Annotated in this window: 18 protein-coding genes; 9 read left to right on the top strand and 9 right to left on the bottom strand. The window is 50.9% G+C overall.

Annotated elements, in window-relative coordinates; translation table 11 throughout:
• Window positions 1-11: 11 nt before the first annotated feature.
• Complete coding sequence (gene ompW / locus IV433_RS02490) at window positions 12-644, bottom strand: outer membrane protein OmpW (protein ID WP_195812572.1); 633 nt, start codon at window positions 642-644, stop codon at window positions 12-14.
• A gap of 292 nt (window positions 645-936) precedes the next feature.
• Between ompW and IV433_RS02485 the strand changes: the two genes are divergently transcribed.
• The 4 genes from IV433_RS02485 to yciA all read left to right on the top strand — a co-directional run bounded on the left by IV433_RS02485 (window position 937) and on the right by yciA (window position 3,340).
• A complete protein-coding gene (locus IV433_RS02485) occupies window positions 937-1,338 on the top strand; it encodes a YkgJ family cysteine cluster protein (protein ID WP_195812573.1) in 402 nt (133 codons plus the stop codon).
• An 88-nt stretch (window positions 1,339-1,426) separates the two neighbouring features.
• A complete protein-coding gene (locus tag IV433_RS02480) occupies window positions 1,427-2,182 on the top strand; it encodes a YciC family protein (protein ID WP_152325922.1) in 756 nt (251 codons plus the stop codon).
• A 99-nt stretch (window positions 2,183-2,281) separates the two neighbouring features.
• Entirely contained in the window at window positions 2,282-2,821 is a 540-nt protein-coding gene (locus tag IV433_RS02475; RefSeq protein WP_152325921.1) for a septation protein A, read from the top strand.
• Between the two features lie 78 nt (window positions 2,822-2,899).
• Complete coding sequence (yciA, locus tag IV433_RS02470) at window positions 2,900-3,340, top strand: acyl-CoA thioester hydrolase YciA (RefSeq protein ID WP_104921632.1); 441 nt, start codon at window positions 2,900-2,902, stop codon at window positions 3,338-3,340.
• 78 nt (window positions 3,341-3,418) lie between these two features.
• On the opposite strand, the gene IV433_RS02465 is transcribed toward yciA, so the two are convergent.
• Complete coding sequence (locus tag IV433_RS02465) at window positions 3,419-4,150, bottom strand: energy transducer TonB (RefSeq protein ID WP_195812574.1); 732 nt, start codon at window positions 4,148-4,150, stop codon at window positions 3,419-3,421.
• A 213-nt stretch (window positions 4,151-4,363) separates the two neighbouring features.
• Between IV433_RS02465 and IV433_RS02460 the strand changes: the two genes are divergently transcribed.
• The 3 genes from IV433_RS02460 (at window position 4,364) to IV433_RS02450 (ending at window position 5,403) form a co-directional block, all read left to right on the top strand.
• Window positions 4,364-4,660 (top strand): YciI family protein, encoded by a 297-nt coding sequence (locus IV433_RS02460; protein WP_104921630.1) that lies wholly within the window; start codon window positions 4,364-4,366, stop codon window positions 4,658-4,660.
• Window positions 4,661-4,834: 174 nt separating this feature from the next.
• The gene (locus tag IV433_RS02455) at window positions 4,835-5,125 is read left to right on the top strand and encodes a TFIIB-type zinc ribbon-containing protein (protein WP_195812575.1); all 291 of its coding nucleotides are present in this window, start codon (window positions 4,835-4,837) and stop codon (window positions 5,123-5,125) included.
• A gap of 116 nt (window positions 5,126-5,241) precedes the next feature.
• Window positions 5,242-5,403 carry a YnfU family zinc-binding protein gene (locus tag IV433_RS02450; protein WP_015697086.1) on the top strand — a complete coding sequence of 54 codons (162 nt, stop codon included), beginning with the start codon at window positions 5,242-5,244 and terminating at the stop codon, window positions 5,401-5,403.
• On the opposite strand, the gene IV433_RS02445 is transcribed toward IV433_RS02450, so the two are convergent.
• A complete protein-coding gene (locus IV433_RS02445; RefSeq protein ID WP_195812576.1) occupies window positions 5,404-5,586 on the bottom strand; it encodes a YciY family protein in 183 nt (60 codons plus the stop codon).
• Window positions 5,587-5,875: 289 nt separating this feature from the next.
• On the opposite strand from IV433_RS02445, the gene cls reads away from it, so the two are divergent.
• Window positions 5,876-7,336, top strand: coding sequence for a cardiolipin synthase (gene cls, locus IV433_RS02440; protein WP_195812577.1), 1,461 nt, complete (start codon window positions 5,876-5,878; stop codon window positions 7,334-7,336).
• Between the two features lie 75 nt (window positions 7,337-7,411).
• Window positions 7,412-7,741, top strand: coding sequence for an HI1450 family dsDNA-mimic protein (locus IV433_RS02435; protein ID WP_195812954.1), 330 nt, complete (start codon window positions 7,412-7,414; stop codon window positions 7,739-7,741).
• Between the two features lie 71 nt (window positions 7,742-7,812).
• Here the strand turns inward: IV433_RS02435 and oppF are convergent, their stop codons facing one another.
• The 6 genes from oppF to IV433_RS02405 all read right to left on the bottom strand — a co-directional run bounded on the left by oppF (window position 7,813) and on the right by IV433_RS02405 (window position 15,377).
• Window positions 7,813-8,817, bottom strand: a complete 1,005-nt coding sequence (gene oppF, locus IV433_RS02430; RefSeq protein ID WP_152326347.1) for a murein tripeptide/oligopeptide ABC transporter ATP binding protein OppF — start codon at window positions 8,815-8,817, stop codon at window positions 7,813-7,815.
• 29 nt (window positions 8,818-8,846) lie between these two features.
• Entirely contained in the window at window positions 8,847-9,872 is a 1,026-nt protein-coding gene (gene oppD, locus IV433_RS02425) for an ABC transporter ATP-binding protein (RefSeq protein ID WP_195812578.1), read from the bottom strand.
• A gap of 11 nt (window positions 9,873-9,883) precedes the next feature.
• Entirely contained in the window at window positions 9,884-10,792 is a 909-nt protein-coding gene (gene oppC / locus IV433_RS02420) for an oligopeptide ABC transporter permease OppC (RefSeq protein WP_152325915.1), read from the bottom strand.
• Window positions 10,793-10,807: 15 nt separating this feature from the next.
• On the bottom strand, window positions 10,808-11,728 hold the full coding sequence (gene oppB / locus IV433_RS02415) for an oligopeptide ABC transporter permease OppB (RefSeq protein WP_152325914.1): 921 nt from the start codon (window positions 11,726-11,728) through the stop codon (window positions 10,808-10,810).
• A gap of 187 nt (window positions 11,729-11,915) precedes the next feature.
• Entirely contained in the window at window positions 11,916-13,556 is a 1,641-nt protein-coding gene (gene oppA / locus IV433_RS02410; protein ID WP_195812579.1) for an oligopeptide ABC transporter substrate-binding protein OppA, read from the bottom strand.
• A 1,176-nt stretch (window positions 13,557-14,732) separates the two neighbouring features.
• Window positions 14,733-15,377: a YchE family NAAT transporter gene (locus IV433_RS02405; RefSeq protein WP_104921625.1), complete on the bottom strand. Its 645-nt coding sequence runs from the start codon at window positions 15,375-15,377 to the stop codon at window positions 14,733-14,735.
• Between the last annotated feature and the right edge of the window lie 94 nt (window positions 15,378-15,471).

Below are 15,471 nucleotides of genomic sequence, written 5' to 3'. Positions count from 1 at the left end.
GACAGGCAATATCAGAAACGATAGCCGACGCCAAACATAAAGACCCATGGATCAATCCGGGTGTTGATGTTTTGCTGCTCGCCGCCCGCTTTGAATTTAACTTCTGTATCGATATCCATCCACCAGACAGACATGTTGATCAGCCAGTTATCATCCAGGTTGTAATCCAGACCCGCCTGCGTGGCCACGCCCCAGGAATCTTTCACGCTCAGATCAGAAAGCCCGGCATCGCGCCCGGTCTGGTTGAAATTCGTATCGTAGAACGTGGTGTAGTTGATACCCAAACCGAGGTACGGACGCAGTTTGTCACGCTTATCCCCGAAGTAGTATTGCGCCATCAATGACGGCGGTAACTGTTTAACTTCAGCGATTGTTCCGGTGCTATTCAGACCGACTTTATGCTGGAACGGCGTCGCAGCCAGCAGTTCCATCCCGATGTTGTCGGTGAACATGTAGCCGAGCGTCAAACCCATCTGCGTGTTGTTATTGATGTTAAAAGAACCCAGCCCCAGCACGTTGTCTGAACCTTCGGTTGGACGAACGGTTGCTGTCCCTACACGAACAATCACATCCCCTGCTTCATGTGCGCTCGCGATTGCCGGAAATGCCGCTGCTGCCACTAATGCCCAATATGCTGCTTTCATTGTCCCTTCCCTTTGTATGGTTTATTTATTGGCCGCGCGAATGATACCTACTCTTTGGTACGGTTTGATCAATGCGGGATCACATCTTTAAAACAATTTTTCAGAAATTGCATCTTTCTCAATCCGATCTAAATATCTAAAAACAAAGGAATTGATCTGCATCAAAAACGAGGGGATTTTGCTGTTTCATGAAAGCCCAAAATTTCAGTTGCTAAAAAAAATGCCGCTGCGTAATTTGCCTGAACCCTGTTGGTTTTGGTTTGGTGCCGTAAGGAGTCGGTAGCTTCCCAAGATGAGCGAAATTAATAATCCTTGTATGACCTGTGGCGCATGCTGCGCCTATTTCCGTGTTTCATTTTATTGGGCTGAATCTGAAGAGGCTGGCGGCGTTGTTCCGCAGTCACTGACAGAACAAGTCACGCCTTTTTTGAGCTGCATGAAAGGCACCAACAGCAAGACGCCTCGCTGTGTGGCTCTGGAAGGGGAAGTGGGACAATCGGTTTCCTGCTCTGTTTACCTTAACCGCCCGACACCCTGCCGCGAGTTTGATCAGTCGGGGCTGAACGGTGTCGGCAATACGGCCTGCGATCGCGCACGTGCGCGTTACGGCCTGCCGCCGCTGGATGTGGATTTACCGATGATCGATGTCGGGGCTTTCACGCCAGAGCTGGCAGAGGTTCATCAGGCTGACTGACAGGAAGTCAGCGCAAAAGTATCGGCGGGGACCTATTACAGGTTACAATCCCTGCCTTGTTATTTTTAGCTTGTGCCAAGGAGCGTCCATGTCTATCACGGCCAGTACATTGTACCGTGACAGTTATAATTTTTTGCGTAATCAGCTGAGTAGCGTTTTCGCGCTTTCCCTGCTGGCCGCATTAATTACCGTCATATTGAGCTGGATTTTAAGCCCGTCAGCCGATCAGCTTGATGCTATCGGGCAACTTATGAACAACATGGCGGGCATGAGCGTCGCCGATATGATGGGTTTCATTGAACAACAGGTCACGCCGGAACAGCAAAGCGCCATTTTCCGCTATAGCATTGCGGCGCTGTTCTCTACGCTTGCCGGAAATGTGATTCTGGTTGGCGGGATCCTGACGCTGATCCAGCTGGTTTCACAGGGCGTGCGCGCCAGCGTAACCCAGGTGGTGACCGCTTCTTTGCCTGTGTTGCCGCGCTTAATCCTTTTGCTGTTCGTCTTCAGCGTGATGTTCCGTCTCGGTCTGGCACTGCTTTTCGTGCCTGCATTTCTGATTGCTATTGCCTGGTCAATGTCGCCAATCATCGCCTGTAAAGAGCAGGTCGGGATGTTTAAAGCGATGCGTCTGAGCACCCGTCTGGCCTTCAGCCATGTGCGCCTGGTTGCGCCGGGCGTTTTGATGTGGATTCTGGCGCAGGTGGTTCTGATGCTTTTCGTCGGCGCGTTAAGTGCGTTGAATCCGATGATAAGCGCGGTGATTTTCGGCGCGCTCAGCAATGTCATCACGGCATTTATCCTGATTTATCTGTTCCGTCTTTACATGAAATTACATGTTTAATAGTGACATAACTTTTTAAGGGGCGCTCCGGCGCCCTTTTCTTTTGTCCGGTAAATGATTCCGGTATAGTCATCACATATATAAAACATGGAATGAAGTATGAAGCAGCTCCTCGATTTTCTTCCCCTGATTGTCTTTTTTGTGGTTTATAAGCTTTACGACATTTTTGTCGCATCAGGCGCGTTGATCGCTGCCACTGCGCTGGCGTTAGTCATCACCTGGGTGATGTATCGCAAAATTGAGAAAATGACGTTAATCACCTTCGCCATGGTGGCTGTTTTTGGCACCCTGACGCTGGTCTTCCATAATGATGAATTCATTAAATGGAAAGTCACCGTCATTTACGTTCTGTTCTCCGGCGCTTTACTGATAAGCCAGCTGGTTCTGAAAAAGCCTCTGATTCAGCGCATGTTAGGCAAAGAGCTGACGCTTCCCGACCACGTCTGGAATAAGCTGAATGTCAGCTGGGCGATTTTCTTCCTGCTGTGCGGTCTGGCAAATATCTACGTGGCTTTCTGGCTGCCACAGAATATCTGGGTTAACTTCAAAGTGTTCGGGCTGACTGTTCTGACGCTGGTCTTCACGCTGCTCAGCGGCATCTATATTTACCGGCACATGCCGGATGATGAAAAAAAATAAGCATTCTTCTGCACGGGCCTTCTTTTGAAGGCCTTCGTTGTTTTGAATAAAACATTGATCACTGTGAAGCAATCAAACATGAACGAAAAACAAAGTTTACCCAATGGTGAAATGGTACTGCGCACGCTGGCAATGCCGGCTGACACCAATGCAAACGGCGATATCTTTGGCGGATGGCTGATGTCACAGATGGACATGGGCGGCGCGATCCAGGCGAAGGAAATCGCCAAAGGCCGCGTAGTGACCGTTCGTGTGGACGGCATGACGTTCCTCAAGCCAGTAGCGGTAGGTGATGTGGTGTGTTGTTATGCGCGCTGTATTCGTACCGGTAACAGCTCGATCACCATCAACGTCGAAGTGTGGGTGAAGAAGGTCTCCTCAGAGCCTATCGGACAGCGCTACAGAGCCACTGAAGCGGTGTTCACGTACGTTGCGGTGGATGAATCTGGAAAATCCCGTCAGTTGCCTGACGGCCGCAGCAATTTCAGTGTCGATTCTGGCGGTGTGTCTCAGGATTAAACAGAACACGAACAGTATGAAAGACAAAGGTCGCCATGAAGGCGACCTTTTTTATGGAGCAACGGGCACGATGCCGCTTTATTCGACGGTGGTGCCGCCTTTGATTTTGAACACCAGGTTAACCACTAAGTTGCTGGCGGCCTTCGGTTCGTAACGCCATTTCCCCATCGCCTGTTTCACTTCACGCTCAAACATATTGCGCGGCTCAGCGGAAAGTACGCGGATATTTTGTACGCGGCCATCACCGTCGACATCAAACTGCACGCGGACACGCCCTTCGATACGCAGCGCCAGCGCACGCGCCGGATACATGGGTTCACCACGTTGCAGCGGTCGCGGCCCGGTATTGCTCTGGGCATTGGTGGACGCAGGTGGCTGGCTCACTGGCTTCGTAACCGGCTGATTGCTGGTCACGGGCGCGGTTTGTACCGTTTGCGTTGGTTTTTCTACCGGACGTTCAACCGGTTTCACTTTTGGCTTCACGACCGGTTTTTTCACCGGCTTAGGTTTAGGCTTCGGCGGTTCCGGGATCACAACCGCTTCCGGCGGCGGCGGAGGCTCTGGCACCACTTCCGGTTCAGGCTCAGGTTCCGGCGGTGTTGGCTCAGGCTGTGGCGGCGGCGGAGGTGGCGCAAAGTCAGCCGGGTTGACCATCGTCACACTCATGACTTTTTGTTCCTGCGTCGGCAACTTAATTGACTCACCGACTGCCATGTACAAAACACCCGCAATAACAGCAATGTGCAAAGTGACAGAAAGAACGGCAGGCAACGTAACCTTGCGGATAAATCTAAACTTTTTTAGCGGCATAATGATTCATTTTCCCCGTGAAGCCGCAAGTTTAAATGTAAATAGCAATCATATTCAACACCGAGATGACAACTATTCTCAAATAACCTTTGCTTTGATCCCACGCAAAGCACTTTCCCCGGGCTTCAGGTTTAGCTATGTTGATTCTGCAAAATGATCTGACTGCCGATGGCGGCCAGAAATTGCTCAATAAAAACCCATTAAAGGTGACTCATGCTTTACGTTATTTATTCTGAAGACGTTTCCGACTCACTGGAAAAACGCACGCTTGCGCGCCCGGCGCACATCGAACGTCTGAAAAAATTACAGGAACAAGGCCGCGTCCTGATTGGCGGCCCGACACCGGCCATCGACAGCGAAGATCCGGGCGCTGCGGGAATGACCGGTTCCCTGCTGGTCGTCGAATTTGAAACGCTGGAAGCCGCCAAAGTGTGGGCTGACGCTGATCCGTATGTTGCCGCAGGTGTTTATAAATCGGTGACGGTGAAACCGTTCAAACGCGTATTCTGATTTCCGGCGGGCAGTCTCAGGCTGCCCGCCTTCTGCTTATCTGCGCTTCATCCCTGCCGCTGCCCTTCTTTTAAGCAACTTTACTTTTGCTTACAGCAATTGATTGTCTAAATATCCGGTTACCTGAACATTCACTGCATCACTTATTAATTAATACCGAGCGGAGAGCCCGATATGCAATGTCCTGTATGCAAAGAAAGTCAGCTGGTTATGTCTGAACGTCAGGGGATAGAAATCGACTATTGCCCGGATTGCCGTGGCGTCTGGCTGGATCGGGGAGAGCTGGATAAAATCATCGAAAAATCCGCCGTGATCCAGCAGACGGAACGCCCTTCCGCACCGCGCTATGAAGAACCCGCGCGCCGCGACGATCACCGCCATCACAGCGGGCATGACAATCGCGGGCACTATTCCTCACAAAAGCCGTATAAAAAGAAGAGTTTTCTTTCTGAGCTTTTCGACTGAGTAACGGAAAGCGCGCGCCGCAGCAGAAACGCTCTGGCGCCATTTCTCCAAAGCCGTCACATTGCTTTCATCCGTTGTGTGTTAGGATGCCTACCCCTGCCCACGAGGTAAGCACTATGTCATTCTTCGACGGATTGAAGTTTCTAACCAGTACGACCACGAAGGTCACCTGCCCGGAATGCGGTTACGTTTCTGAACAGATGAGCGCTAAAGTTCGCAAAAACTCCACGCTGGTGTGTAAAAAATGTGGCGCGCTGTTTCAGCCTAAATCCCGCTAATCACGCATTCCATTCGTAGTTCACGGCATACAATGACAAACGCTGATGTTGCTGATGATGAATCTGACGAATTCGGTAGATGTGACGATAGCGTCTCGACTGACCTTCCAGCCAGCGGCTTCTCCGGCGCTGAGTCTGGCGTAACATGCGCCAGCGGCTGACTTCATTTTTACTGCGTTTCATTCACCTGTGTCCCGTGATGACCGTTATTAACGGAAGCGTTTCTTAGCCGGAAAATTTCTCATCGTAAAAAACTGCGGGGACATTATAGGCCGATGACGTTGTGATCCAAGTCTTGTTTTTCCCTTATTCAGCGTTATCAGCTAACCTTGATGTCAGGACAGTGAAAGTTTTATTAATCGGATACAGATTTAAGAGGTAGCTGATTGATTGGTGGGATAAAGTTGGTTAAAAGTTCCCCCCTTTCCCGTACACTCACTTCGACAACTTGCGAACAGGATTTTTCGCCTTTATGACAACATTTTATACGGTAATCAGCGGACTTCTGGTTTTCGGTTACTGGTTACTGATTGCCGGCGTGACCTTGCGCATTTTGATGAAACGCCGCGCAGTGCCTTCTGCCATGGCGTGGTTGCTGATTATCTACATCATTCCGCTGGTCGGTATTATTGCCTATCTTTCATTCGGTGAACTGCATTTAGGTAAACGCCGCGCCGAGCGCGCTAAAGCCATGTGGCCTTCAACGGCGCGCTGGTTGAACGATCTCAAAGACTGCAAACGAATTTTTGCCACTGAAAACAGCGAAATTGCCGCGTCGCTTTTCCAGCTTTGCGAACGCCGCCAGGGCATTGCCGGTGTTAAAGGCAATCAGCTGCAATTGCTGACAACCAGTGATGACGTGCTGAAAGCCATGATGCGCGACATCGGGCTGGCACGCAGCAACATTGAGATGGTGTTTTACATCTGGCAACCCGGCGGGCTGGTGGATCAGGTTGCAGAATCGCTGATGGCCGCATCGCGTCGCGGCATCCACTGCCGTCTGATGCTGGATTCCGCAGGCAGCGTCGCATTCTTCCGCAGCCCTTATCCGGCTATGATGCGCAATGCCGGTATTGAAGTTGTGGAAGCGTTGCAGGTGAATCTTTTCCGCGTGTTCCTGCGCCGCATGGACTTACGTCAGCACCGTAAAGTCGTGCTCATCGACAATTATGTTGCCTATACCGGCAGCATGAATATGGTCGATCCGCGCTTCTTTAAACAAAATGCCGGCGTGGGTCAGTGGATTGATCTGATGGCACGTATGGAAGGCCCGGTGGCGACCACCATGGGCATTGTGTATTCCTGTGACTGGGAGATTGAAACGGGTAAACGCATTCTGCCGCCCGAACCCGATCTCAATCAGATGCCGTTCGAGCAGGAAAGCGGCCATACGATTCAGGTGATCGCGTCCGGTCCGGGTTTCCCGGAAGATATGATCCATCAGGCGCTTCTGACCGCCACGTATTCTGCGCGTGAACAACTGGTGATGACCACACCGTATCTCGTGCCGAGCGATGATTTATTGCACGCGATTTGTACCGCCGCACAGCGTGGCGTGGACGTCAGTATTATTCTGCCGATGAAGAACGATTCAATGATGGTTGGCTGGGCGAGCCGGGCATTCTTTGGCGAACTGCTGGAAGCCGGTGTCAAAATTTATCAGTTTGAAGACGGTCTGTTGCATACCAAAAGTATTCTGGTCGACGGCCAGCTCAGCCTGGTCGGCACCGTGAATCTGGATATGCGCAGCCTGTGGCTGAATTTCGAGATTACGCTGGTCATTGATGATGCCGGATTTGGTGATGATCTGGGGCGTGTGCAGGAAGATTATATTGCCCGTTCGCATCTGCTGGATGTTGAGGCGTGGCTGAAACGGCCTTTCTGGCACCGCATCGTCGAACGTTTGTTCTACTTTTTCAGTCCGCTGCTGTAAAAGCCGCTTCGGGCGTGATGTAATACACGCAGTACCGGCTTGTATAAGCCTGAATACATTCATCTGTAAACGAGAATTAATATGGACCTGAATAATCGCCTGACCGAAGACGAAACGCTTGAACAAGCCTATGACATCTTTCTGGAGCTGGCCGGAGATAACCTTGATCCGGCAGATATCCTGATCTTCAATCTGCAATTTGAAGAACGCGGCGGCGCTGAATTATATGATCCGGCGGAAGACTGGGTTGAGCATGTTGATTTCGACTTAAACCCGGATTTCTTCGCCGAAGTTGTCATTGGTCTGGCCGATGCGGAAGACCAGCCGATTAATGATATTTTCGCGCGCGTTTTATTGTGCCGCGAGAAAGATCACAAGCTGTGTCATATCCTCTGGAAAGAATGATTTGTCACTCCGGACGAAAAAAAACCTGCCAATGGCAGGTTTTTTTATGCGTCAGTTTTGGCGCCTGATCATCAGAGCGGATCAACTTTCAGGCAGGAAACCGCATGGCGGAAACTACCTTCCAGCAACGGGCGGGTTATCGCACATTCCGGCCCGGCAATCGGGCAGCGCGTACGGAACACGCAACCGGATGGCGGGTTGATCGGCGAAGGCAACTCCCCTTCCAGCAGCTGGATGGTTTTGTTGCGCTCTTTGTCCGGGTCCGGAACCGGCACCGCAGACATCAGCGCGCGGGTATACGGATGCTGAGGATTGTTATATACCTCGTCATACGTGCCCAGCTCAACCGCGTGACCCAGATACATAACCAGAACACGGTCAGAAATATGTTTAACCACCGCCAGATCGTGCGCGATGAATATCAGTGACAGTCCCATTTCACGCTGCAATTGCTGCAACAGGTTGACGACCTGCGCCTGAATGGAAACGTCCAGCGCTGAAACCGGTTCGTCACAGATAATCAGTTTTGGCTCAAGGATCAGCGCGCGGGCAATACCGATACGCTGGCACTGGCCGCCCGAAAACTCGTGAGGGTAACGGTTGATCAGGTTAGGTAACAGCCCGACCTTCAGCATCATCGCCTTCACTTTTTCTTTCACCTCGGTACGAGGCATTTTCGGGTTATAGGTTTTCAGCGGCTCGGCGATGATTTCGCCGATAGTCATACGCGGATTCAGGGACGCCAGCGGATCCTGGAAAATCATCTGGATATCGCTGCGCGTGTGACGCCATTCGCTGTCAGACATGTTCAGCAGATCTTTGCCCAGCCAGGCCACACGCCCGTCTGTGGCTTTAACCAGGCCAATCAGTGCGCGGGCAAACGTCGATTTGCCGCAACCCGATTCGCCTACCACGCCCAGCGTTTCGCCTTCGTAAAGACGCAGCGTCACGCCGTCTACCGCTTTCAGCGTTTTGGACGGTTGCCAGAACCATTGTTTACCGTCTTTGATGTCGAAATGGACTTTCAGATCTGCCACTTCGAGCAGAACTTTTTTCTCGGGCGCGAACGAATTCATAGCCGCACTGTTCATTACTGTGTTGTCTGTCATACCAGTTCCTCCAGCGGCTTGTAGCAGGCACGTAAGCGACCATCACCGAAACGCTCAAGCGGCGGCGCAGAGGCACAAATATCCATGGCATGCGGGCAACGTGGCTGGAACGGGCAGCCTTTCGGCAGACGCAACAGGTTCGGCGGGTTGCCAGGAATAGTCAGCATCGCCCCACCCTCGGCATCCAGACGCGGAACTGCATTGAGCAGGCCGATGGAATACGGATGGCAAGGCTCGTAGAAGACATCGCGTGCGCGGCCATATTCCATGGTGCGACCGGCATACATCACCAGCACTTTGTCGCAAATACCGGCAACAACACCCAGGTCATGGGTAATCATGATAATGGCGGTATTAAACTCAGCTTTCAGCTCGTTGAGTAACGTCATAATCTGCGCCTGAACGGTCACGTCCAGCGCCGTGGTTGGCTCATCAGCAATCAGCAATTTCGGGCGGCACAGCAAGGCCATTGCAATCATGACACGCTGGCGCATACCACCAGAGAATTCATGCGGGTACATTTTCATACGCTTGCGGGCTTCCGGCATTTTCACCGCATCCAGCATCCGCACGGACTCTTCAAACGCCTCGCGTTTGCTCATCTTTTTGTGCAAAACCAGGACTTCCATCAGCTGTTCGCCAACGCGCATGTACGGGTTGAGGGACGTCATCGGATCCTGGAAAATCATCGAAATCTGTTCTGCACGCAGCTTGTTCAGCTGGTTTTGTGGCAGATTCAGGATTTCGCGACCGTTGAATTTCGCCGTCCCGCCGATGCGGCCGTTGCTGGCCAGCAGCCCCATCAGGGCGAAGGCGGTCTGGGATTTACCGGAACCGGATTCCCCGACAATACCGAGCGTTTCACCGGCACGCAGATCGAAGTTAAGGTCGTTAACGGCGGTAACATCACCGTCCGGGGTTCCGAAGGTCACGCGCAGGTCTTTGACATCTAAAAGAATCGGCGACGCTGTGCCCTCAGTTGCGGCAGGTGCTGCAAATGTGGAATTTTCAATTGTGCTCATGGTCGCACTCCTTAACGATCTTTCGGGTCGAGGGCATCACGCAGGCCATCACCGATAAAATTGAAACAGAACAGAGTGACAACCAGGAAACCTGCCGGGAACAGCAGCAACCAGGGTGAAACTTCCATCGAGTTGGCGCCGTCGCTCAGCAACGCGCCCCAGCTGCTCAGTGGCTCCTGCGTGCCCAAACCCAGGAAGCTCAGGAAGGATTCGAACAGGATCATGCTTGGAACCAGCAGTGACGCATACACCACCACAACGCCCAGCACGTTAGGAACGATGTGACGCAAAACGATATTGCGCGTGTTCACACCACTCACCAGCGCGGCTTCGATGAATTCTTTGCGTTTCAGGCTGAGGGTCTGGCCGCGAACAATACGCGCCATGTCCAGCCAGGACACCATCCCGATTGCCACGAAGATCAACAGGATATTCTGCCCGAAGAACGTCACCAGCAGGATAACGAAGAACATGAACGGGAAGGAGTTAAGGATTTCCAGCAGGCGCATCATGGCGGAGTCGATTTTACCCCCCAGATAGCCGGACAAAGATCCGTACAGCGTACCGAGGATCACCGCCACCAGGGCTGCAGCCACACCGACCATCAGGGAAATGCGTCCGCCGATAGCCACACGCACCAGCAAATCACGGCCAGAAGAATCGGTGCCGAAATAGTGGTGAGAGGCGAAATCAGGCGCGCCAGACATCATGTTCCAGTCAGTATCGTCGTAGGCAAACTGTGACAACATCGGCGCAAACGTAACGAAGAGTGCGATAAAGGCCAGCACAATCAGGCTGGTGACCGCCGCGCGGTTATGCATAAACCGGCGTCGCGCGTCCTGCCACAAACTGCGGCCTTCAACTTCCAGCTTTTCGCTGAAGTTTTCGACGACGTCGCTATTTTTTTTACTTAAGATCATTGACGTACTCCGGCATTAATAACGGATTTTCGGGTCGATGACGGCGTACAGCACGTCGACGATTGCATTGAACAAAATGGTCAATGCGCCCACCAAAATGGTCAGGCTGAGAACCAGCGAGTAGTCACGGTTTAATGCTCCGTTAACAAACAGCTGGCCAATACCCGGCAATCCGAAAATGCTCTCGATAACCATAGAACCGGTGATAATCCCAACGAAAGCCGGCCCCATATAAGACAGTACCGGCAGCAGCGCGGGTTTCAGTGCGTGACGCAGGATAATGCGACGCAGCGGTAAACCTTTGGCGCGAGCCGTACGGATGAAGTTGGAGTGCAGAATTTCAATCATAGAACCGCGGGTGATACGCGCGATACTGGCAATATACGCCAGTGAGAGTGCGACCATCGGCAGGATCATGTATTTCGCTCCGCCGCCATTCCAGCCACCGCCCGGCAGCCATTTCAGGGTAATCGCAAATATCAGCACCAGTAACGGCGCAACCACGAAACTGGGGATAACCACCCCGGTCATCGCGACGCCCATCACGGTATAATCCCATTTCGTGTTTTGATTCAGCGCAGCAACAACTCCCGCCGAGACACCAAAGAAAATCGCCATGATAAATGCCGCCAGTCCGAGTTTCGCGGAAACCGGGAACGAGGCCGCAACCAGATCATTAACGGTGTAATCCTTGTATTTGAACGACGGGCCAAAATCGCCTTTCGCCAGCTGTTCTAAATAGTGGAAATATTGCTTATACATCGGGTCATTGAGGTGGTATTTCGCCTCAATGTTCGCCATCACTTCTGGCGGAAGATTACGCTCACCCGTAAAAGGGCTGCCCGGTGCGAGACGCATCATAAAAAACGAGATGGTGATCAGAATGAATAGCGTCGGAATCGCTTCCAGACAGCGGCGTAAAATAAACTTTAACATTGCCCGTACCTGTTTCTAAGCCTGTCACTACAGCTTGATAGTTTATGGCTTGGTCACGACGGCCATCGGGTGATTACCGTCGTGGTGGCTCTTTGCTTCAGCACGAAAATTTCGCGCTAAAAACTTTACCTTCATCAAAATATAACGAGCAGGGCAGCTCGGGGATGCCCTGCTCAGCACTATTTAATTAGTGTTTGATGATGTACAGATCTTTCACGTAGACGTTGTCTTGTGGATCTTTACCGGTGTAACCCCCGACGTAAGGTTTCACCAGACGGGCGTTCACATAGTAATAAACAGGTACGATGGCAGAGTCTTTATCCAACTGAGTTTCCGCTTTCTGATAAAGCGCTGCGCGTTCTTCGTCAGTTTTCACATTCAGAGTATCAGCGATGTCTTTATCAAACGCCGGGCTCTTATAGTGCGCGGTGTTGTTGCTGCTGTCAGACAGCATGGTGTTCAGGAAGGAAGAAGGTTCGTTGTAGTCAGAGCACCAGCCCGCACGCGCAACGTCGAAGTTGCCCTGATGACGGCTGTCGAGGAAGGTTTTCCATTCCTGGTTTACCAGTTTAACGTCGACGCCCAGGTTTTTCTTCCAGATAGCGGCAGCAGCGATAGCCAGTTTTTTGTGCAGATCAGAAGTGTTGTACAGCAGATCAAACGTCAGAGGCTTAGCGGAAGTGTAACCTGCTTCGGCCAGCAGTTTTTTCGCCTGCTCGTTACGTTGTTCCTGTGTTTCTTTGAACCAGGCCGGAGGCGTCAGTTTTGCACCATCGGTGTAAGGCGGGGTGTAGCCGTACGCTGGCAGATCGCCCTGCGCTTTCACTTTGTTCACGATGATGTCGCGATCCAGGCCCAGTTTCAGCGCTTCACGAACGCGGGAATCGGTGAATGGTGCTTTCTGGTTGTTGATTTCGTAGTAGTAAGTACACAGATACGGGTCAACATGAACTTCAGCCGGGATTTCTTTTTTCAGTTTCTGGAACAATTCGATCGGCATGTTGTTGTAAGTCATGTCGATTTCGCCGCTGCGGTAGCGGTTTACGTCTGTCACTTCAGAAGAGATTGGCAGGTAAGTCACCTGGTTGATCACAGTTTTCGCGTTGTCCCAGTAAGTCGGGCTACGTTCCAGGACGATACGTTCGTTGACGGTCCAGGCTTTAAGGGTGTACGCGCCGTTGCTCACGTAGTTTTCAGGCTGAGTCCATTTGTCACCAAATTTCTCAACCACTTTTTTATTTACCGGCTTCATCGCGGTGTGAGACAGCATTTTTACGAAATACGGAACAGGTTCGGTCAGTGTCACTTGCAGGGTATGGTCATCAATCGCCTTCACACCCAGGGTATCAGGGCTTTTCTTGCCGCTGATGATGTCATCGATGTTTTCGATGTGCCCGTATTGCAGGTAGCTCTCGTATGGAGAAGCGGTTTTCGGGTCAGCCAGGCGCTGCCAGCTGTAAACGAAATCTTCTGCAGTGACAGGATCGCCATTTGACCATTTAGCTTCCGGACGCAGGTGGAAGGTCCAGACTTTAAAATCTTTGTTATCCCAACTGGTTGCTACGCCAGGAATTACGCTGCCGTCTTTGCTGTCGGTATTGACCAGGCCTTCAAGCAGATCACGGATGACGTTTGATTCCGGCACGCCTTCAACTTTATGCGGGTCAAGTGACTGAACTTCAGAACCGTTATTACGCACCAGTTCTTGTTTTGCAGCCAGTGTCACGCCAGCAGGCACATTGGCCGCAAATGCGTTATTGACAGAAATTGTGCCCACTGCAGCCATGATGCATGCAGCCAGCAGATTTTTTTTTGTGATGTTGGTCATTTTTATTTAACTCCAATTTTTATTATGAACTTGCACGCCCGGGTGCAAGATAAACCCTTGCTGGGTCAATGGGTTTCAAAAGCAGGAACGAATTGCTCGAGAAAGGCCCCCCATGTAGTACCATCCGCAGATGGCTGTCCCCTATTACTGCATATTGCTACATCTCAGGTTTGATGAAACGTCAGGCTGTATTCGCCGTGCGGTTTCCGGGATCGATGAGGATGATCCCACTCCATTTGATAACCCCGTACGCCACTCCACAATGTTCAGTCGTACACCAGGCGATCACATTCTGTTATTTCTGTACTTCACCCGATTATTTTCTTTTAACCCGAATTAAGGCGATAGAAAATCCGTCGCAGTTAAGCGCTGTCATTCATTTTAATCTGAAGAAGTACTGAAGATTTGTTTTGTTGAATCGGGAGAGTCAACACAAGGTTGTTAATTGTCGTCATCTCAGTGCCTGACTTTCTTTTCACGGAAAGCGAGCGAGGATAATTTTGTGATACGCATGATGACACGACACTCTCCAAAACAAATGAAATTGCTTCAATCTCTCTATGCCTGGCAAGATTCATTCTCACTCAGAGCATGACTCTAAACAAAATTCCATTTTTGAAGACGATTTGAAAATTATCAGAAGCCTGATACGGGCGCCAATAAATTTTGCAAATTTGTTACGTAATTCTCTTTTATGCGTTAAGTGTGCCAGAAGGACACCCGCGACCTCGCATCAGAAATGGCACTTAACCCATTGTTATATGTCGAGTTAACACGCTATTTCTCACACCTTTTTGTAAAGGCGGTTGTTCAGGAACTGCTCTGACACAATCAGTTAACAATGGGATGATTTCAAGGATAAAGCGCTGTTAACTGCTGTGTTAACACTAATAACATCTCGGTACGGCCTGCACAAGCCTTACAGAATGATGTGGATAAATTAACGGCAATACGGGCAATAAATAACAGTATTTAGCGAAGAATTAGCTAAGTTTATTAGAATAAATGGAGACTTGGATTAAAAAGGAAGGTGAGACGGAGATTTACGCCACATTAGGGTGCAAATGCTCTCAATTAAGCCATTAGCTGCACTATATTAATGCACAGGATTATAAGAAGGGATAATAATTCTCACGGATAACGTTAATGTATCCGCGAGAATTTGCTGGCTAAGAATCAGAGCAAACCGGGGAAAATAGCTTTAATACCGGTGACGATAAACTCAATACCGAGTGACATCAGTAAAAGACCCATGATACGGGTAATGACGTTGATGCCGGTTTGCCCTAACAGGCGGACTAATAAAGGTGCCGCACGGAACAGCAGCCAGCAACAAAATGCAAAGAAGATTATAGCAACGGTCAGCCCCAGCAGATTCTGCCAGCCGTTGTAGCGTGAGCTCCAGACAATCGTCGAGCTTATCGCACCCGGCCCGGCCATCAGCGGTAACGCCAGCGGAACCACGCCAACGTTTTCACGGATCGCCGTTTCTGACTTCTCCTGTTTATTCTGCTTATCTTCACCCAGCTTGCCGCTGATCATCGACATCGCTATCGTCACCACCAGGATCCCGCCGGCAATACGGAACGAATCAATGGAAATCCCGAACAGGTGCAAAATCGCATCGCCAAGGAAGAGCGCCGTCGACAAAATAATGGCCACTGACAGGTTGGCTGTCATGTTGGTCTTATTACGCCCTGCCGCTGCCTGATAGCTGGTCATGCTGATAAACACCGGCAAGATCCCCACCGGGTTGACCAGTGCAAAAAGGCCGACGAAAAATTTGATATACCCTGAAAAATCTAATAAAGATTGGCTCACGCAGAACTCCGCACAAATATGCCAGCAGAAGAAGGTTTTGATGGGCGCTAATGTACTGGAATCCCCGTAAAGGCGCCACGCCGTTTCATAGTTT

The organism is Rahnella laticis (assembly GCF_015644585.1).
Classification (GTDB): Bacteria; Pseudomonadota; Gammaproteobacteria; order Enterobacterales; family Enterobacteriaceae; genus Rahnella; species Rahnella laticis.
Note: the sequence above shows the minus strand (reverse complement) of the source record. Positions and strands in the feature narration are given on the sequence as shown.